The 15,310-nt window shown below is 45.2% G+C and carries 15 protein-coding genes and 1 other RNA gene; 14 read left to right on the top strand and 2 right to left on the bottom strand.

Going from position 1 to position 15,310, the window contains the following annotated elements:
* Nucleotides 1-4 precede the first annotated feature (4 nt).
* The 3 genes from GPK88_RS02085 to GPK88_RS02075 all read left to right on the top strand — a co-directional run bounded on the left by GPK88_RS02085 (nucleotide 5) and on the right by GPK88_RS02075 (nucleotide 2,706).
* Nucleotides 5-1,411, top strand: coding sequence for a glycoside hydrolase family 1 protein (locus GPK88_RS02085; protein ID WP_148445866.1), 1,407 nt, complete (start codon nucleotides 5-7; stop codon nucleotides 1,409-1,411).
* Between the two features lie 186 nt (nucleotides 1,412-1,597).
* Complete coding sequence (gene tadA / locus GPK88_RS02080; protein ID WP_173762333.1) at nucleotides 1,598-2,131, top strand: tRNA adenosine(34) deaminase TadA; 534 nt, start codon at nucleotides 1,598-1,600, stop codon at nucleotides 2,129-2,131.
* Nucleotides 2,132-2,268: 137 nt separating this feature from the next.
* Entirely contained in the window at nucleotides 2,269-2,706 is a 438-nt protein-coding gene (locus tag GPK88_RS02075; protein WP_021977973.1) for a GatB/YqeY domain-containing protein, read from the top strand.
* A gap of 142 nt (nucleotides 2,707-2,848) precedes the next feature.
* Here GPK88_RS02075 and ffs read toward each other — a convergent pair.
* Nucleotides 2,849-3,110, bottom strand: an RNA gene (gene ffs / locus GPK88_RS02070) — signal recognition particle sRNA large type.
* Between the two features lie 248 nt (nucleotides 3,111-3,358).
* Between ffs and GPK88_RS02065 the strand changes: the two genes are divergently transcribed.
* The 8 genes from GPK88_RS02065 (at nucleotide 3,359) to GPK88_RS02030 (ending at nucleotide 11,046) form a co-directional block, all read left to right on the top strand.
* The gene (locus tag GPK88_RS02065; RefSeq protein ID WP_118062409.1) at nucleotides 3,359-4,441 is read left to right on the top strand and encodes a 6-phosphofructokinase; all 1,083 of its coding nucleotides are present in this window, start codon (nucleotides 3,359-3,361) and stop codon (nucleotides 4,439-4,441) included.
* A gap of 70 nt (nucleotides 4,442-4,511) precedes the next feature.
* The gene (dnaX, locus tag GPK88_RS02060) at nucleotides 4,512-6,134 is read left to right on the top strand and encodes a DNA polymerase III subunit gamma/tau (protein WP_119248102.1); all 1,623 of its coding nucleotides are present in this window, start codon (nucleotides 4,512-4,514) and stop codon (nucleotides 6,132-6,134) included.
* 32 nt (nucleotides 6,135-6,166) lie between these two features.
* Nucleotides 6,167-6,523: a YbaB/EbfC family nucleoid-associated protein gene (locus GPK88_RS02055; RefSeq protein ID WP_015525666.1), complete on the top strand. Its 357-nt coding sequence runs from the start codon at nucleotides 6,167-6,169 to the stop codon at nucleotides 6,521-6,523.
* Nucleotides 6,523-7,119, top strand: coding sequence for a recombination mediator RecR (gene recR / locus GPK88_RS02050; protein WP_015525667.1), 597 nt, complete (start codon nucleotides 6,523-6,525; stop codon nucleotides 7,117-7,119). Before GPK88_RS02055 ends, recR begins: the two co-directional genes overlap by 1 nt.
* 46 nt (nucleotides 7,120-7,165) lie before the next feature.
* Nucleotides 7,166-8,284 (top strand): LacI family DNA-binding transcriptional regulator, encoded by a 1,119-nt coding sequence (locus GPK88_RS02045; RefSeq protein WP_119248103.1) that lies wholly within the window; start codon nucleotides 7,166-7,168, stop codon nucleotides 8,282-8,284.
* A gap of 276 nt (nucleotides 8,285-8,560) precedes the next feature.
* Nucleotides 8,561-9,214 carry a fructose-6-phosphate aldolase gene (gene fsa / locus GPK88_RS02040; protein ID WP_015525668.1) on the top strand — a complete coding sequence of 218 codons (654 nt, stop codon included), beginning with the start codon at nucleotides 8,561-8,563 and terminating at the stop codon, nucleotides 9,212-9,214.
* 66 nt (nucleotides 9,215-9,280) lie between these two features.
* Nucleotides 9,281-10,120 (top strand): transketolase, encoded by an 840-nt coding sequence (locus GPK88_RS02035; protein WP_015525669.1) that lies wholly within the window; start codon nucleotides 9,281-9,283, stop codon nucleotides 10,118-10,120.
* On the top strand, nucleotides 10,108-11,046 hold the full coding sequence (locus tag GPK88_RS02030) for a transketolase family protein (RefSeq protein ID WP_173762332.1): 939 nt from the start codon (nucleotides 10,108-10,110) through the stop codon (nucleotides 11,044-11,046). The genes GPK88_RS02035 and GPK88_RS02030 overlap by 13 nt, the downstream gene beginning before the upstream one ends.
* On the opposite strand, the gene yyaC is transcribed toward GPK88_RS02030, so the two are convergent.
* A complete protein-coding gene (gene yyaC, locus GPK88_RS02025) occupies nucleotides 11,019-11,600 on the bottom strand; it encodes a spore protease YyaC (RefSeq protein ID WP_148445858.1) in 582 nt (193 codons plus the stop codon). The two genes, GPK88_RS02030 and yyaC, sit on opposite strands and share 28 nt — an antisense overlap.
* A gap of 159 nt (nucleotides 11,601-11,759) precedes the next feature.
* Here yyaC and GPK88_RS02020 point away from each other — a divergent pair, with 159 nt between their 5' ends.
* The 3 genes from GPK88_RS02020 to GPK88_RS02010 all read left to right on the top strand — a co-directional run bounded on the left by GPK88_RS02020 (nucleotide 11,760) and on the right by GPK88_RS02010 (nucleotide 15,006).
* Nucleotides 11,760-13,001 carry a LysM peptidoglycan-binding domain-containing protein gene (locus GPK88_RS02020; RefSeq protein ID WP_173762331.1) on the top strand — a complete coding sequence of 414 codons (1,242 nt, stop codon included), beginning with the start codon at nucleotides 11,760-11,762 and terminating at the stop codon, nucleotides 12,999-13,001.
* Between the two features lie 102 nt (nucleotides 13,002-13,103).
* Nucleotides 13,104-14,288: a DUF5711 family protein gene (locus tag GPK88_RS02015; RefSeq protein ID WP_148445854.1), complete on the top strand. Its 1,185-nt coding sequence runs from the start codon at nucleotides 13,104-13,106 to the stop codon at nucleotides 14,286-14,288.
* A 10-nt stretch (nucleotides 14,289-14,298) separates the two neighbouring features.
* A complete protein-coding gene (locus GPK88_RS02010; RefSeq protein WP_148445852.1) occupies nucleotides 14,299-15,006 on the top strand; it encodes a CvpA family protein in 708 nt (235 codons plus the stop codon).
* Nucleotides 15,007-15,310 lie beyond the last annotated feature (304 nt).

Genomic DNA, 15,310 nt, shown 5'->3' with positions numbered 1-15,310 from the left:
CAGAATGTCATTTCCAAAGAATTTTTTATGGGGCGGCGCAGTTGCTGCCAATCAGTGCGAGGGTGCATACAATGAGGACGGAAAAGGTTTATGCACACAGGATGTAACACCACACGGAATCGTAGGACCAAGAACAGAAGAGCCTACAGAAGACAACATGAAACTTATCGGAATTGATTTTTATCACCGTTACAAAGAAGACGTGAAATTATTTGCAGAGATGGGATTCAAAGTATTCCGTACCTCTATTGCGTGGAGCCGTATTTTCCCGAACGGAGATGAGGAGACACCAAACGAAAAAGGCCTTCAGTTCTATGATGATCTTTTTGACGAGTGCCATAAATACGGAATTGAGCCGTTGGTAACAATTTCCCATTATGAGACACCACTTCATCTTGCAAAGACCTACGATGGCTGGGTAAACAGAAAGATGATCGGCTTCTATGAGAGATATGTAAGAACTATTTTTGCAAGATACGGAAAAAAAGTTAAATACTGGCTGACATTCAACGAAATCAACTCCGTTCTTCATGAGCCATTCTTAAGCGGCGGCATTTACACAGAAAAGGACAAGCTTTCCCAGCAGGATCTTTATCAGGCTGTTCATCATGAACTGGTTGCAAGTGCCCTTGCTACAAAGATCGGCCATGAGATGATGCCGGATGCCAAGATCGGCTGCATGATCTTAAGCATGCCGATGTATCCGCTGACACCGTGCCCGGATGATGTGATCAAGACTATGGAGAGCGTTCACAAGAACGATTTCTTTGGCGATGTACATGTTCGTGGATACTATCCAGGATACATGAAACGCTATTTCCGTGAGAACAATATTGAGATCAAATTTGAGCCAGGCGATGAGGAGATCCTCAAAAATACCGTGGATTTTGTTTCCTTCAGCTACTACATGAGCATCTGTGAGACAGCAGATCCTGCAAAGCAGACAAAAGGAAAAGGCAATCTTATGGGCGGTGTTCCGAACCCGTATCTGGAAGCTTCCGACTGGGGATGGCAGATCGACCCGAAAGGTCTCCGCTATGTGCTGAACTACTACTGGGATCGTTACCAGAAACCGCTGTTCATTGTTGAGAACGGACTGGGCGCAGTAGACAAGCTTGTTGAGAAAGACGGCGTTATGACCGTTGAGGATGACTACCGTATCGACTACCTCCAGAAACATCTTCTCCAGGTAGAGGAGGCGCTCGAAGATGGTGTAGACGTTATGGGTTACACATCCTGGGGCTGCATCGACCTTGTCAGCGCGTCCACAGCAGAGCTGAAAAAACGCTACGGCTACATCTACGTAGACCGCAATGATGACGGAACCGGAACTCTGAACCGTTATAAGAAAAAATCTTTCTACTGGTATAAAGATGTGATTGCTACCAACGGAGAAGCACTTCATAAATAATTACTCAAAATATGAGAAAGCGCCGCAGGAACTTTTTTTCTGTTCCTGCAGCGCTTTTTTTTGTGTGCTGCGAAGAAAAGCAGCGGCTCAGACTGAAGTTCCGGCCCGGATTGACAGGGGAAGGGACGGCAGATATAATTCTAACAGAAAGCAGATGTTTGATTAAAACCACAGGAGGAAAAAAACGTGACAGACCAGGAACGTTTTATGAAAGAGGCGATCCGCCAGGCAAAAAAGGCCCGTGCGCTGGAGGAAGTTCCGATTGGCTGTGTAATTGTACACGAAGGGAAAATTATAGCCAGAGGCTACAACCGCCGCAATACAGATAAAAATACGTTATCCCACGCAGAGCTGAATGCAATCCGGAAAGCCAGCAAAAAACTGGGCGATTGGCGACTGGAAGGATGTACCATGTATGTGACACTGGAACCCTGCCAGATGTGTTCAGGAGCTCTTGTACAGTCCAGAATTGATGAGGTGGTCATCGGCTGTATGAATCCGAAAGCAGGTTGTGCAGGTTCTGTCATGAATCTTCTTCAGATCGAAGGGTTTAACCACCAGGTAAAGATTACCGAAGGAGTACTGGAAGAAGAATGTTCGGAAATGCTTTCTGCATTTTTTCGTGAGCTCCGCGAAAAAAAGAAGCAGGCAAAAATTCTGAAGAAACAGGAAGCAGAACGCCTTGCCGGGCAGCAGACACAGACGGATGGCACAGAATAAAACAGAACGGGATAAATATGGAACAAAAAGTTCTCTGCGATTTTCTCTTGACAGAATTACAGAGAAATATCAAAATAAAACCAGATAAAAATGAAAGCCGTTCCGGCAGAGGACGACAGAAAATGGAGGACCACATAATGGAACTTGAAGTTTTAAGAAAAGATATGGTAGCAGCAATGAAAGCCAAGGATAAGGTAACCAAGGAAGCAGTTTCCTCACTGATCGCAGCAGTAAAGAAAGTTGCCATTGATGAAGGATGCCGTGATGATATTAAAGGAGATCTGGTAGACAGAGTTATCCTGAAAGAGCTGAAAACAGCAAAAGAACAGATCGACACCTGCCCGGCAGACCGTACAGACCTGAAAGAAGAGTATCAGGCAAGATATGACATTATTGCAAAATATGCTCCGAAGCAGATGGATGAAGCGGAGATCAAGGCTTATATCGAGGAGAAATTTGCAGATGTTCTTGCAACCGGAAATAAGGGCCAGATCATGAAAGCAGTCATGGGAGACCTGAAAGGCAAAGCTGACGGCAAGTTGATCAATCAGGTAGTTGCCGGATATTGTAAATAATACAGAAATACAGGAAAACACCGGAAGCCGGTTAAGGACTTCCGGTGTTTTTTTTAATAAAAAATCCCGCCGGATCAGTCATAAATGACGAACCCGGCGGAAATGCTGTTTATATAGAGATCATATATTATAACCTTTTTTTACGCGCGCCGCACCTCGGAATGGTCTCACAGACGTTACCTTTACAGTTAACTCAGCCCAGGCACCCTCACGGCACACAAGAGCTTCTGCTTAGTGCTGCTGCATTCCTGCCCTGACACGGTTCACAGATTCCTGTTGCGTAAGACCCAGACGTCAACGCCACTTATAAAGGGCTGCTCCACAAGATACAAGCCTCAGATTGGCATCACCCCTGCTGTAGCGGATTGCAGGTACAGGGCACCGCTATCTCCCCGGCTGCGCGGAATTTAATTATAGACTCTTATGGCGGATTTGTCAAGAAGCACGAAAAAATTTCTGCCGGATGAAAAAGGAGCATTTCATGTTGTATACAGCCTGAAAATGCTTTATAATATTATAATGTGTAAAACTCTGTGAAAAGAGAAAACAATGGAGCTGTTTTGCAGGAAAAGATCCGCCAGAATGCCGGATTTCTGTAATGGACAGCAACAAATAAAATGTGCACATAAGAGGGCACAGAATGGAGGACGCTATGATTAAAAGAATCGGCCTGCTGACAAGCGGTGGTGACTGTCAGGCATTGAACGCGACCATGAGAGGCGTTGTAAAGGGACTGAGCAACAGCGTTGAGAACCTTGAGGTTTATGGTTTTGATGACGGATATAAGGGACTGATCTACGGGAAATACCGTATGCTCACAGCCAAGGATTTTTCCGGAATCCTGACTCAGGGCGGAACCATTCTCGGAACATCCAGACAGCCGTTTAAACTGATGCGGGTTCCGGATGAGAAGGGACTGGACAAGGTTGAGGCAATGAAGCAGACTTACTATAAACTCTGTCTTGACTGTCTTGTGATCCTCGGCGGAAACGGAACACAGAAAACAGCCAATCTTCTCCGTGAGGAAGGCCTGAATATCATCCATCTTCCGAAGACCATTGATAATGATATCTGGGGCACAGATATGACCTTTGGTTTCCAGAGTGCTCTGGAGATCGCAACCAATGCTATTGACTGTATCCATACAACAGCTGCATCCCACGGACGTGTATTTATTGTTGAGATCATGGGACATAAGGTTGGAAGCCTGACGCTGAATGCTGGTGTAGCAGGCGGAGCGGATGTAATCCTGATCCCGGAGATCCCGTATGACATCAACAAGGTAGCGGAAGCCATCCAGAAACGTAACAAGGCAGGCAAGCGTTTTACCATTCTTGCAGTAGCTGAGGGAGCCATCTCAAAAGAAGACGCAGAGCTTCCGAAGAAAAAATACAAAGAGAAACTTGCGGAAAGAGCAAAGAAATATCCGTCTGTATCCTATGAGATCGCAGACCAGATCCAGCAGGTAACCGGAAGCGAAGTACGTATCACAGTTCCGGGTCATATGCAGCGAGGCGGAGAGCCATGTGCATATGACCGCGTTCTTTCCACAAGGATCGGTGCAGGCGCAGCACAGGCGATCATGGATGAGGAATATGGCGTTATGATCGGTGTTATCAATGGCAAGATCAAACGTGTTCCTCTTGCTGAATGTGCAGGCAAGCTGAAGATGGTATCCCCGAAAGATCAGCTTGTAAAAGCAGCCAAACAGATTGGAATCAGTTTTGGCGATTAATGAATCATAAGTCATCTGGCCGCCGCGGAAGTCTTTCCGCGGCGACTGTGGCGAAGAGAAGGAGAGTTTTATGAGTTATACTGCTCTTTACCGTAAATTTCGTCCCGATAATTTTGACGACGTAAAAGGACAGGATCATATTGTGACAACACTGACCAACCAGATCAAGGCGAACCGTATCGGACACGCATACCTGTTCTGCGGAACGAGAGGTACCGGAAAGACTACGGTTGCAAAGATCCTGGCGAAGGCAGTAAACTGCGAACATCCTGTAAACGGCAGTCCCTGCAACGAATGTGCCATGTGTAAGGCTATTCAGGCAGGAACCGCCATGAATGTGATCGAGATCGATGCGGCATCCAACAACGGTGTTGACAACATCCGTGAGATCCGTGAGGAAGTTGCCTACCGCCCGACAGAGGGTAAATACAAGGTTTACATCATCGATGAGGTGCATATGCTCTCAACAGGAGCATTCAATGCTCTTCTGAAAACACTGGAAGAGCCGCCTTCCTACGTTATTTTTATCCTGGCGACCACAGAAGCCCATAAGATACCGATCACCATCCTGTCCAGATGCCAGCGTTATGACTTCCACCGGATTTCCATTGATACCATAGCAGCCAGGCTTTCCGAGCTTCTGGCAGCAGAAGGCGTGGAAGCGGAGGAAAAAGCCGTGCGCTATGTGGCAAAAAAAGGTGACGGATCCATGCGAGATGCCTTAAGTCTTCTGGATCAGTGCATTTCTTTTTATCTGGGACAGGTGCTTACCTATGATAAAGTCCTGGACGTTCTGGGAGCTGTGGATACAGAGGTATTTAGCAAGCTCCTTCGGAAAGTGCTTTCCGGTGATGTGACCGGTTCCATCCATGTGCTGGAAGACCTGATTACAGGAGGTCGGGAACTGGGGCAGTTTGTATCCGATTTTACCTGGTATATGCGAAATCTTCTCCTTGTGAAGACTTCCGAGAATCCGGAGGAGGCAATTGATGTTTCTTCCGAAAATCTGAAGCTTCTGAAGGAAGAGAGCGAGATGACAGATGTGGAAACCCTGATGCGGTATATTCGTATTTTTTCCGATCTGTCCAATCAGATCCGTTTTGCAAGCCAGAAACGTGTGTTGGTGGAAATTGCGCTGATCAAGTTGTGCAGACCGGCTATGGAGACCAATCTGGACTCAGTTCTTGACCGGCTCCGTGTTCTGGAAAAACAGATGGAAGAACGGCCGGTGCAGCAGGTGATCGTCCGGGAAGGCGATGTCGGCACATCCGGGGAACCGGGGAATGCAGTGCCAGGTGCGGTGCAGTCACAGCAGCCCAAACCACAGAAAGCAGCTCCAGAAGATCTTCAGAAGATCGTAGCAGGATGGCGAGCCATTGTGGGGCAGACGACAGGACTTTTCAAACAGTCCCTGCAGCGGGCAGTCCCCAAGTATAACGGGGAAACAGGGGATCCTATCCTTTACGTGGAATTTCAGGATTTCCTGGGAATGAATTATGTAGACAATCCGGAGGCGCAGAAAGAACTTCAGGACATTATCGCGGCCCGGACAGGCAAGAGCGTGGAGATACATATGCTGGTAGCCAACAAACATCAGCACACCAATCTCGCGCAGATCACAGTAGACGATGCACTCCGGGAGAACATCCACATGGATATCGTAGTGGAAGAAGACCCGGACGATGAGTCATAAATCTGTAAAATAAAAATAGGAGGATCATTATTATGGCAAAAAGAGGTGGATTCCCAGGCATGGGTATGCCGGGAAACATGAACAATCTTATGAAACAGGCGCAGAAAATGCAGCGTCAGATGGAAGAGAATCAGAAGGCTCTTGAGGAAAAAGAGTTCACAGCAACCGTAGGCGGCGGAGCTGTTTCCGTTACCGTTTCCGGTAAACGAGAAATAACAAAAGTCACACTTTCCGAGGAAGCAGTAGATCCGGATGATATTGAGATGCTTGAGGATATGATCGCGGCAGCAACAAATGAGGCACTCCGTCAGGTTGAGTCTGAGTCAGCAGCAGTGATGTCCAAACTGACAGGAGGCCTTGGCGGTCTTGGCGGAGGCCTTCCTTTCTGATGGAATATTACAGCAGCCATATCAATAAACTCATTGAGCAGCTTTCCCATCTTCCGGGAATTGGAGCAAAATCTGCCCAGCGTCTTGCGTTTCATATCATGAATATGCCAAAAGACCAGGTTGAGCAGCTGACAGCTTCCATTACCGATGCAAGGCAGAACGTTCAGTACTGCAAATGCTGTTATACACTGACAGACCAGGAACTCTGCCCGATCTGTGCCAATCCAAAACGAGATCACAGCACCATCATGGTCGTTGAGAATACCAGGGATCTGGCAGCATATGAGAAAACAGGCAAGTTTGACGGGGTTTACCATGTACTTCACGGCGCGATCTCTCCAATGCTTGGAATCGGACCGGATGATATCAAGCTGAAGGAACTGATGAAGCGCCTTCAGGGAGATGTAAAAGAAGTTATTGTGGCGACCAATTCCAGCCTTGAGGGTGAAACTACAGCCATGTACATCAGCAAACTGATCAAGCCCACCGGAATCAAAGTAAGCCGTATTGCCAGCGGAGTTCCGGTTGGCGGTGACCTGGAGTATATTGATGAAGTGACACTTCTACGCGCCCTGGAGGGAAGGGTAGAACTTTAACCGGATCAGGTGAAAAATTTTCCCAGGCAACAAAGGAGGTGAGCCGGTGGCAAAAAAGAAAGCAACTTCATCGGATGTGGCAGCACGCGCCGGGGTTTCCCAGGCAACGGTATCTATGGTGCTGAACCGGAAATACAATGTTTCCTTTTCAAGAGAAACCGTAGAACGGGTGGAGCAGGCAGCCAGAGAGCTTGGCTACGAGCTTCCGGGACGTCGGAAACATAAAGATAACAGAAAAGAAAAGTTGATCATTGTTTTCTGCCCCACACTCACCAGTCCCTATTATGTACTGTTGCTTCAGGGAATCGAGGCCGTAGCCAATGAGCAGGGATACGGGGTATTTATCTGTAACACCCAGCGAGATGCAGGTTTGGAAGAAAAATATCTCCGTATGATGCAGACCATGCGGCCGGCAGGAATCATTTATACCTGCAATCCCCATCCGGATTTTCAGCATCAGGTAGAAAAGATCGCAAAAGAAACGCCCCTTGTTATCATCAGCAACAAGGAAAAAACAACCACAGTAGATGCCATCAATCAGGATAATACGGTGGTAGGAAGGCTGATGGCCAGGCATCTTCTGGATCTGGGGCATACCGATGTGGCGTTTATTACGCCGCCTCTTACCAGACGCCAGTGGCAGCGCTCCAAACGTGTAGAAGGTTTTGTCCGCGAGTTTGAAAAAGAGGGCAAAAAAGATCACGTGATCATCAAGGCGGCAGATGAGTCCAATGACAGAAAAATCCCGCGAATGGATTCGGAGTATGCCATGGGCTACGAGCTGACTATGGAGCTTCTCCGTGAAGGCAGAAAATTTACGGCTATCGCAGGCCAGAATGATATGATGGCCATAGGTGCCATTGATGCACTGCATGAGATGCGCCTCCATGTGCCAAAGGATGTTTCAGTCATCGGATGTGATAATATTTTTTATTCCAGTATCCGCAGGATTTCACTGACCACCATTGATCATTTTGTAGCGCTGAAGGGAAGAGATGCCTGCGACATCATTATCCGTAAAATCGATATGAATGATAAATTTTACCTGGATGAAAGACCTGCCAGTCTGTATAATATCGAATATACCCCGAAACTGATTACGCGCCGCACAACGGGGTATGCAAAACTGGACAGAAACCTGCCCGGCGAGCAGAAAAATAAATAATGGCGTATAAATTATTAATAATAATATATAAAGAGAGTTTCTATGACGTATTCGAATAAAAACTGTGGTAACAGTGGTAATTGCAGCGATATTCGAAATCGGTAAAAATGGAGATAAGCTGTTTTGGGTGAAAAAATTGACAGACACTGTTAATAAAACAACATTTTATTAATAAAATATTTATTAATAAAAAAGTAGTGTCTTGACCCTCACAATGAGTTTGTTATAATGGAATCATCAAGAAAAAGAACGAACGTAAAACAGGAGGAAAAAACAATGAAATTTTTTATCGACACAGCTAAAGTAGAGGATATCAGAGAAGCAAATGACATGGGAGTTATCTGTGGAGTTACAACAAACCCGTCTCTGATCGCCAAAGAAGGAAGAGACTTCAACGAGGTGATCAAAGAGATCACAACGATCGTTGACGGACCGATCAGCGGTGAGGTTAAAGCTACCACAACAGATGCTGAGGGAATGATCCGTGAGGGACGTGAGATCGCAGCCATCCATCCGAACATGGTTGTTAAGATTCCTATGACAACAGAGGGACTGAAGGCAGTTAAGGTTCTTTCCTCTGAGGGGATCAAGACAAACGTTACTCTGATCTTTTCTGCTAACCAGGCACTTCTTGCAGCAAGAGCAGGTGCTACATATGTATCTCCGTTCCTTGGAAGACTGGATGACATCTCCACAGATGGCGTTGAGCTGATTCAGCAGATCGCTGAGATGTTTGCAGTTGCAGATATCCCGACAGAGATCATCGCAGCAAGCGTTCGTCATCCAATGCATGTAACTGCATGTGCACTTGCAGGCGCAGATATCGCTACGGTACCGTTCAAGGTAATTGAGCAGATGACACATCATCCGCTGACAGATGCAGGTATCGCTAAATTCCAGGCTGATTACAAGGCAGTATTCGGTGAGTGATCGAAACCTCTTTTATATACAAATTCCCTGTGAACAGCAGGGCACTAAAAAGGAGACATTAATAACATGGATAAGTTAGAACTTCAGAAAGTTGCCAACGAAGTCCGCAAGGATATCGTAACAGCAGTCCATGCAGCAAAGGCCGGCCATCCGGGCGGATCCCTTTCTGCAGCAGACGTGTTCACCTATTTATATTTTGAAGAGATGAACATCGATCCGAAGGATCCTAAGAAGGCAGACCGTGACCGTTTTGTCCTTTCCAAAGGACATACAGCACCGGGACTCTATTCTGTACTTGCAGAGAGAGGATATTTTCCAAAAGAGGATCTGAAAACACTTCGTCATCTGGGCTCCTATCTTCAGGGACATCCGGATATGAAGCATATTCCGGGCGTTGATATGTCCAGTGGTTCTCTTGGTCAGGGAATCTCTGCAGCAGCAGGTATGGCTCTTTCTGCCAAACTCAGTAATGATGACTATCGAGTATATACATTGCTGGGTGATGGTGAGATCGAGGAAGGCCAGGTGTGGGAGGCAGCTATGTTCGCAGGCTTCCGTAAACTGGACAACCTGGTTGTGATCGTAGATAACAATGGACTTCAGATCGATGGTGACATTGCAGATGTATGCTCCCCGTATCCGATCGACAAGAAATTTGAAGCTTTCAATTTCCATGTGATCAATGTTGCGGACGGCAACGATATGGATCAGCTGAAGGCTGCTTTTGATGAGGCAAGAGCTACAAAGGGTATGCCGACAGCTATCATCATGAAAACAGTAAAAGGTAAAGGCGTTTCCTACATGGAGAACGCAGTAGGCTGGCACGGAAAAGCTCCGAATGATGAGCAGTATGCACAGGCAATGGAAGATCTGGAGAAGGTAGGTGAAGCATTATGTCAGAAGTAAAGAAAATCGCAACGAGAGCAAGCTACGGCAGTGCCCTCATAGAATTAGGAAAAAAACACGAGGATCTTATCGTTCTTGACGCTGACCTTGCTGCAGCTACACAGACAGGTATGTTTAAAAAAGAATTCCCGGAGCGTCACATTGACTGCGGTATCGCAGAGTGCAACATGATGGGTATTGCAGCAGGAATCGCTTCCACAGGTAAGGTTCCCTTTGCAAGTACTTTTGCAATGTTTGCAGCAGGACGTGCTTATGAGCAGGTTCGTAACTCCATCGGATATCCGAAGCTGAATGTAAAGATCGGAGCAACTCACGGCGGTATTTCTGTAGGTGAAGATGGCGCCACACATCAGTGCCTGGAGGATTTTGCCCTGATGAGAGTGATTCCGGGCATGGTCGTTGCAAGTCCTTCTGATGATATCGAAGCAAAAGCTATGGTTGCTGCTGCTTACGAGCATCAGGGACCGGTATACATGAGATTCGGACGTCTTGCTGTTCCGGTTATCAATGACAGACCGGATTATAAATTTGAGCTTGGTAAGGGCATCGTTCTCCGCGAGGGAAAAGATCTTACCATCATCGCAAACGGACTTTGCGTTGCACCGGCTCTTGAAGCAGCTGAGAAGCTTGCAGCAGACGGAATCGATGTAAAAGTAATCAACATCCATACCATTAAACCTCTGGATGAGGAGCTTGTTGTTGCAGCTGCCAAAGAAACAGGTAAAGTTGTAACTGTTGAGGAGCATTCCATCATCGGTGGTCTTGGCGGAGCTGTATGCGAGTGCCTGGCTGAGAAGGCACCGGTACCGGTAAAACGTATCGGAATTCATGATGTATTCGGTGAGTCCGGACCGGCTGTAGAGCTTCTCCATAAATATGGTCTTGACGCTGAGGGTATCTACACACAGATCAAAGATTTCGCGTAATCTGTAGGAGGTAAGTCTGCTTCTGCAGGGAGGATCTTCAGGATTCCTCCGGCAATTGCATCCGCCAGAGTGACCACGGTAGAGAGCCGTGTAGTCTGCAAGGTAAGATGCTCCATGATCCCGGCGGTATTTACAATGCCGGTAATGTGAATGTCACCTACAGGAGGAAGATTTTTCTGAACACCAGCACCTGGGTAAAGTGCACCATTTCCAATGGTCACATAGCCCAGGTGCTTTTTTTGTCCAAGAGAAGCATCTATGGCGATTATAAGGGCATGGGGATGAAATCTTTTGATCAGCGATGAAGTTTTTTCCAGGTTTAAGGCATGAACCGGACAGGAAAGGGTACCGTAGACAAAAATATGCCCGGTTTCATGTGGCGTAAGCAGGTGTCCAATATATGGGCCTAAGCAATCGCCGGTAACACGGTCACTGCCGATACATAGAAAAACGATTTCAGTCCATTTTTTTGGACAGTGAAGAATGCATTTTTTTAAGAGATAAGCAATCTCGCCGGATGAACCGTTTTTTCTGGCATCAATGTAAAAAGCCATGGGGAACCTCGATTCTTTTTTCCCTCTATCATATCCTGAAAAAAGGAAAAATATGCATGATGCGGAATCTGTCGTTAAATTCTCTGGATAGGCTCTTACATTCTGCTAAAATCCGCATTTTTACTGTGTTATGCTTGGGGACAGAAGGGGTGATATGAGATGATAGAGGTCATTTATAAGGAGGACAAGGAAGATCAGGAAACCGTACAGGAACCGTTTTCCATGCCGAGAAACGTAAGACAGATCGGTCTGACGAATGGAGATTATAGAATCTATGTGGAAGACTATGTATACACTTTTCTCAGCAGTCTGGCAGAGGAAGAGAAGGCGGAAGGCCGGGGAATGGCAGCAGTGCTTACCGGAGAGATTCAATGGACAGCAGATATGACCTGTATTTTTGTAAAGGGAGCGATTGCCGCGGATTCTATGGATGCGGCTGCGGAACATATCGACTTTTCAGAAAAGGTCTGGCAACAGCTTCAGGATGATAAAGAACAGTATTTTCCGGAGCAGGAAATTGTGGGATGGTTTTTTGCACAGCGGCAGATGGTATTGGAGATAACAGAACTTTTTGTAAAAGTGCATCTTCGGCATTTTGGAGGGGAAAAAGTTCTGATGCTGATGGAACCAGGAGAACGGGAAGATGCTTTTTTTCGTTATGATAACGGGACGATGGTTCAATTAAACGGTTATTATATTTATTATGAAAAAAATTCTCAGATGCAGACCTATATGATTGAAAGAAATCAGAGGAAAGGCCAGGAGACGTCAGAGAAAGTGGAGGACAAGGCTGTCAGGAATTTCCGAAAAATTATAGACAGCAAGAAGCCAGAAGAACGGGAGGAGGAAAAAACTTCCGTTTTTTCTTATGCTGCTACAGTATGTCTGGCTTTGGCTGTTCTTGTGGCAGGTGTAAATTTTTATCGGAATCAGCAGGAAAACGCAGGAATCCCGGAAGATTTCCGCGAAACTTCCGCAGCTGTGGCACAGATGACGCCGGTAATCACAGCTGAAGAGATTGTGACTCAGACGGAGACACCGACACCGACCGCAAGAGCGCAGAACAGGGAAAAAATCACAGCAACTCCGATTGCAGGCACAACAGTAACGGTAACAAAAGTTCCGGTTCCTACGAAATCTGCAGAAATAAATAAGGCAGATACAAAAAAACAGAAAAGCTCAGAAGAAAAGAAGAATTCGGATTCAAAAATTTCTGCAGAAGAAACTGTCACATCAACAGAAAATAAAAGGGAAACGTATGTGATACGTCCTGGTGATACTTTGTATCAGATCAGCCTGAATCGTTATGGAACAGTGGAGGCGATGGAACAGATCTGTGCATTGAACGGAATTTCTGCCAACGAAATCATTTATCCGGGGCAGGTAATTGTTTTACCATAAAGAACTGTGCTATAATAACTGGAAAATAAAACAGATAAGGTAAGGGATACAGTTGTGAATATTATAAAAAAAATACAGAAACGACAAAAGCGCAAAAAGCTTATGAAGCAAAAAGCAAAATTGGCACAGGAACAGGCAGCGCAGGAAGGCGCTTACCGTGGAAAATCCTCCCATCATCGTAGGATTTCCAAAAATGGAAAAAAGGTGATTGCAGTTGCCGCGGTTGTTGCAGCAGTCTGCCTGGTTTTTCTTTTTGTGGAAAAAAGAAGTTATCACAGTTATAAGGTATTAAATACAAGTGAGCAGGAGGATGTTGTTTCCACCCAGTATGTGGAAATGGATGGCGATATTTTAAGATACAGTCCGGATGGCGTGTCCGTAGTAGATGGCAGTATGAATACCGTGTGGAATGAAACGTATACCATGCAGAACCCTATTGCAGATGTAAACGGAAGCAAAGCGGTAATTGCGGACAGCGAGGGAACATCTCTGTATATCTGTGACAAAAAAGGAATTACAGGAACAGTTACCACTTCCTATTCCATCGTAAAAGTCCGTGTTGCGGCGAATGGAATGGTTGCGGCGATTCTTGATAATGATGAAAATACCTGGATTAATTTTTACAATCCGGATGGAAGTCTGGTTGCGGAAAATCTTACCAAGATTGACGATCCGGGATATCCACTGGATGTGGCAGTATCTGACAATGGTGTTATGATGGTGACATTCCAGTATGTAGACGGAAACAAAACCACAAGTTATGTGGCATTCTATAATTATGGAGATGTAGGACAGAACGAAGCAGACCGGATTGTAAGCGGTTATACTTATGAGAATGTAGTAATTCCACAGGTAGAGTGCATCAGCGCGAACCAGTATATTGCCTTGCGTGATGATGGATTTTCTACTTATCAGGGAAGTCAGATTCCAAAAGAAAGCAAAACAATTAATGTAAAGCAGGAGATTGTAAGTACATTTTTCAGTGATGACAGAATTGGTCTGGTGTTTAAGAACAATAATAAAGATGACCTGTATACAATGGAAGTTTATAATATGAGCGGACAGCTGAAATTCCGCAAGAATTTCAATGTTCCATATACGACCATAAAAATGAGTGGAGATAATATTATCATGTACAACAGTTCTCAGATCTGTGTGATGAACAGCCGTGGTGTGCAGAAATATATGGGAAGTGTTGATGGAACGATCCGCGACTTTTTCAAGATCGGTTGGAACAAATATCTTATGGTGCTGGATACCGGAGTCAGTACCATAAAATTCAGTTAGGGAGGCAGACATGAGCTGGACATGGCTGGGACTGGCTGTGCTGGTCCTTCTTGCCTTTTCTGTAGTAGACGGATACAGAAAAGGATTTATAAAAGAAGCAGTATCTGTACTCCTTGTGCTGATTTCCGTTGTTCTGGTATGGTTGATTAATCCTTATGTTAATCAGTTTCTAAGAGAGAATACATCGGTTTATGAAAAAATACAGACTTCCAGTGAAACATTCGTGGATTCTCTGGCAGCTGGAAATGGGGTACTGGACGAAGAAACACAAAATGAATTGATCAGTAATATGGGACTTCCGGAACTGCTTCAGAAGGGAATGAGTGAAAACAATACAGCATCGGTATATCAGTATCTGGCAGTTAATACATTTGCTGGATATATTTCCGGTTATCTTGCAAATGTGGCAGTGAACTGTCTTTCTTTTCTGGTATCGTATATATTGTCATCAATATTAATTCATGTGCTGGCATATGCACTGGACATTCTGGCAAAACTTCCGGTCATATGTGGGATAAACAAACTGGCTGGAGCGGTAATTGGCGGAGGAAAGTGTATTATCTTCGTATGGGTAGGAATGCTGGTGCTGACAGTTTTGTGTAACACAGAAATCGGACAGAAAGGTCTGGGATTGATTCGGGGAGATACCGTGCTGAATTTCCTCTACGATAAAAACATCTTTATCCGTATTTTTACGGGAATATTTTATCAAAGTTAAATAAAACCGCATTCTGCAGACAGAAGAATACCTGAATTCAGGTGTTACACGGTCCGCAGAATGCGGTTTTTTACGCAAAAACACGTTTTTTGAAAAAAATGTAAAATTCTGTAAAAAACATGTTGACAGAAAAAAGAAAAGATGCTATTCTATCAGAGTTGTTGGAAACAAATTGTTTTTGCGAAAATGATAAAGAAATCATGTTTCAGAAAAAATAAAAAAGTAGTTGACAAAAGACAGAAGATATGATAAAGTATCCAAGTCGTCAACAAAACGACAACAAAATCTTAACTCAAAAATGTTT

The organism is Blautia sp. MCC269 (assembly GCF_018785655.1).
Taxonomy (GTDB): Bacteria; Bacillota; Clostridia; order Lachnospirales; family Lachnospiraceae; genus Blautia_A.
Note: the sequence above shows the minus strand (reverse complement) of the source record. Positions and strands in the feature narration are given on the sequence as shown.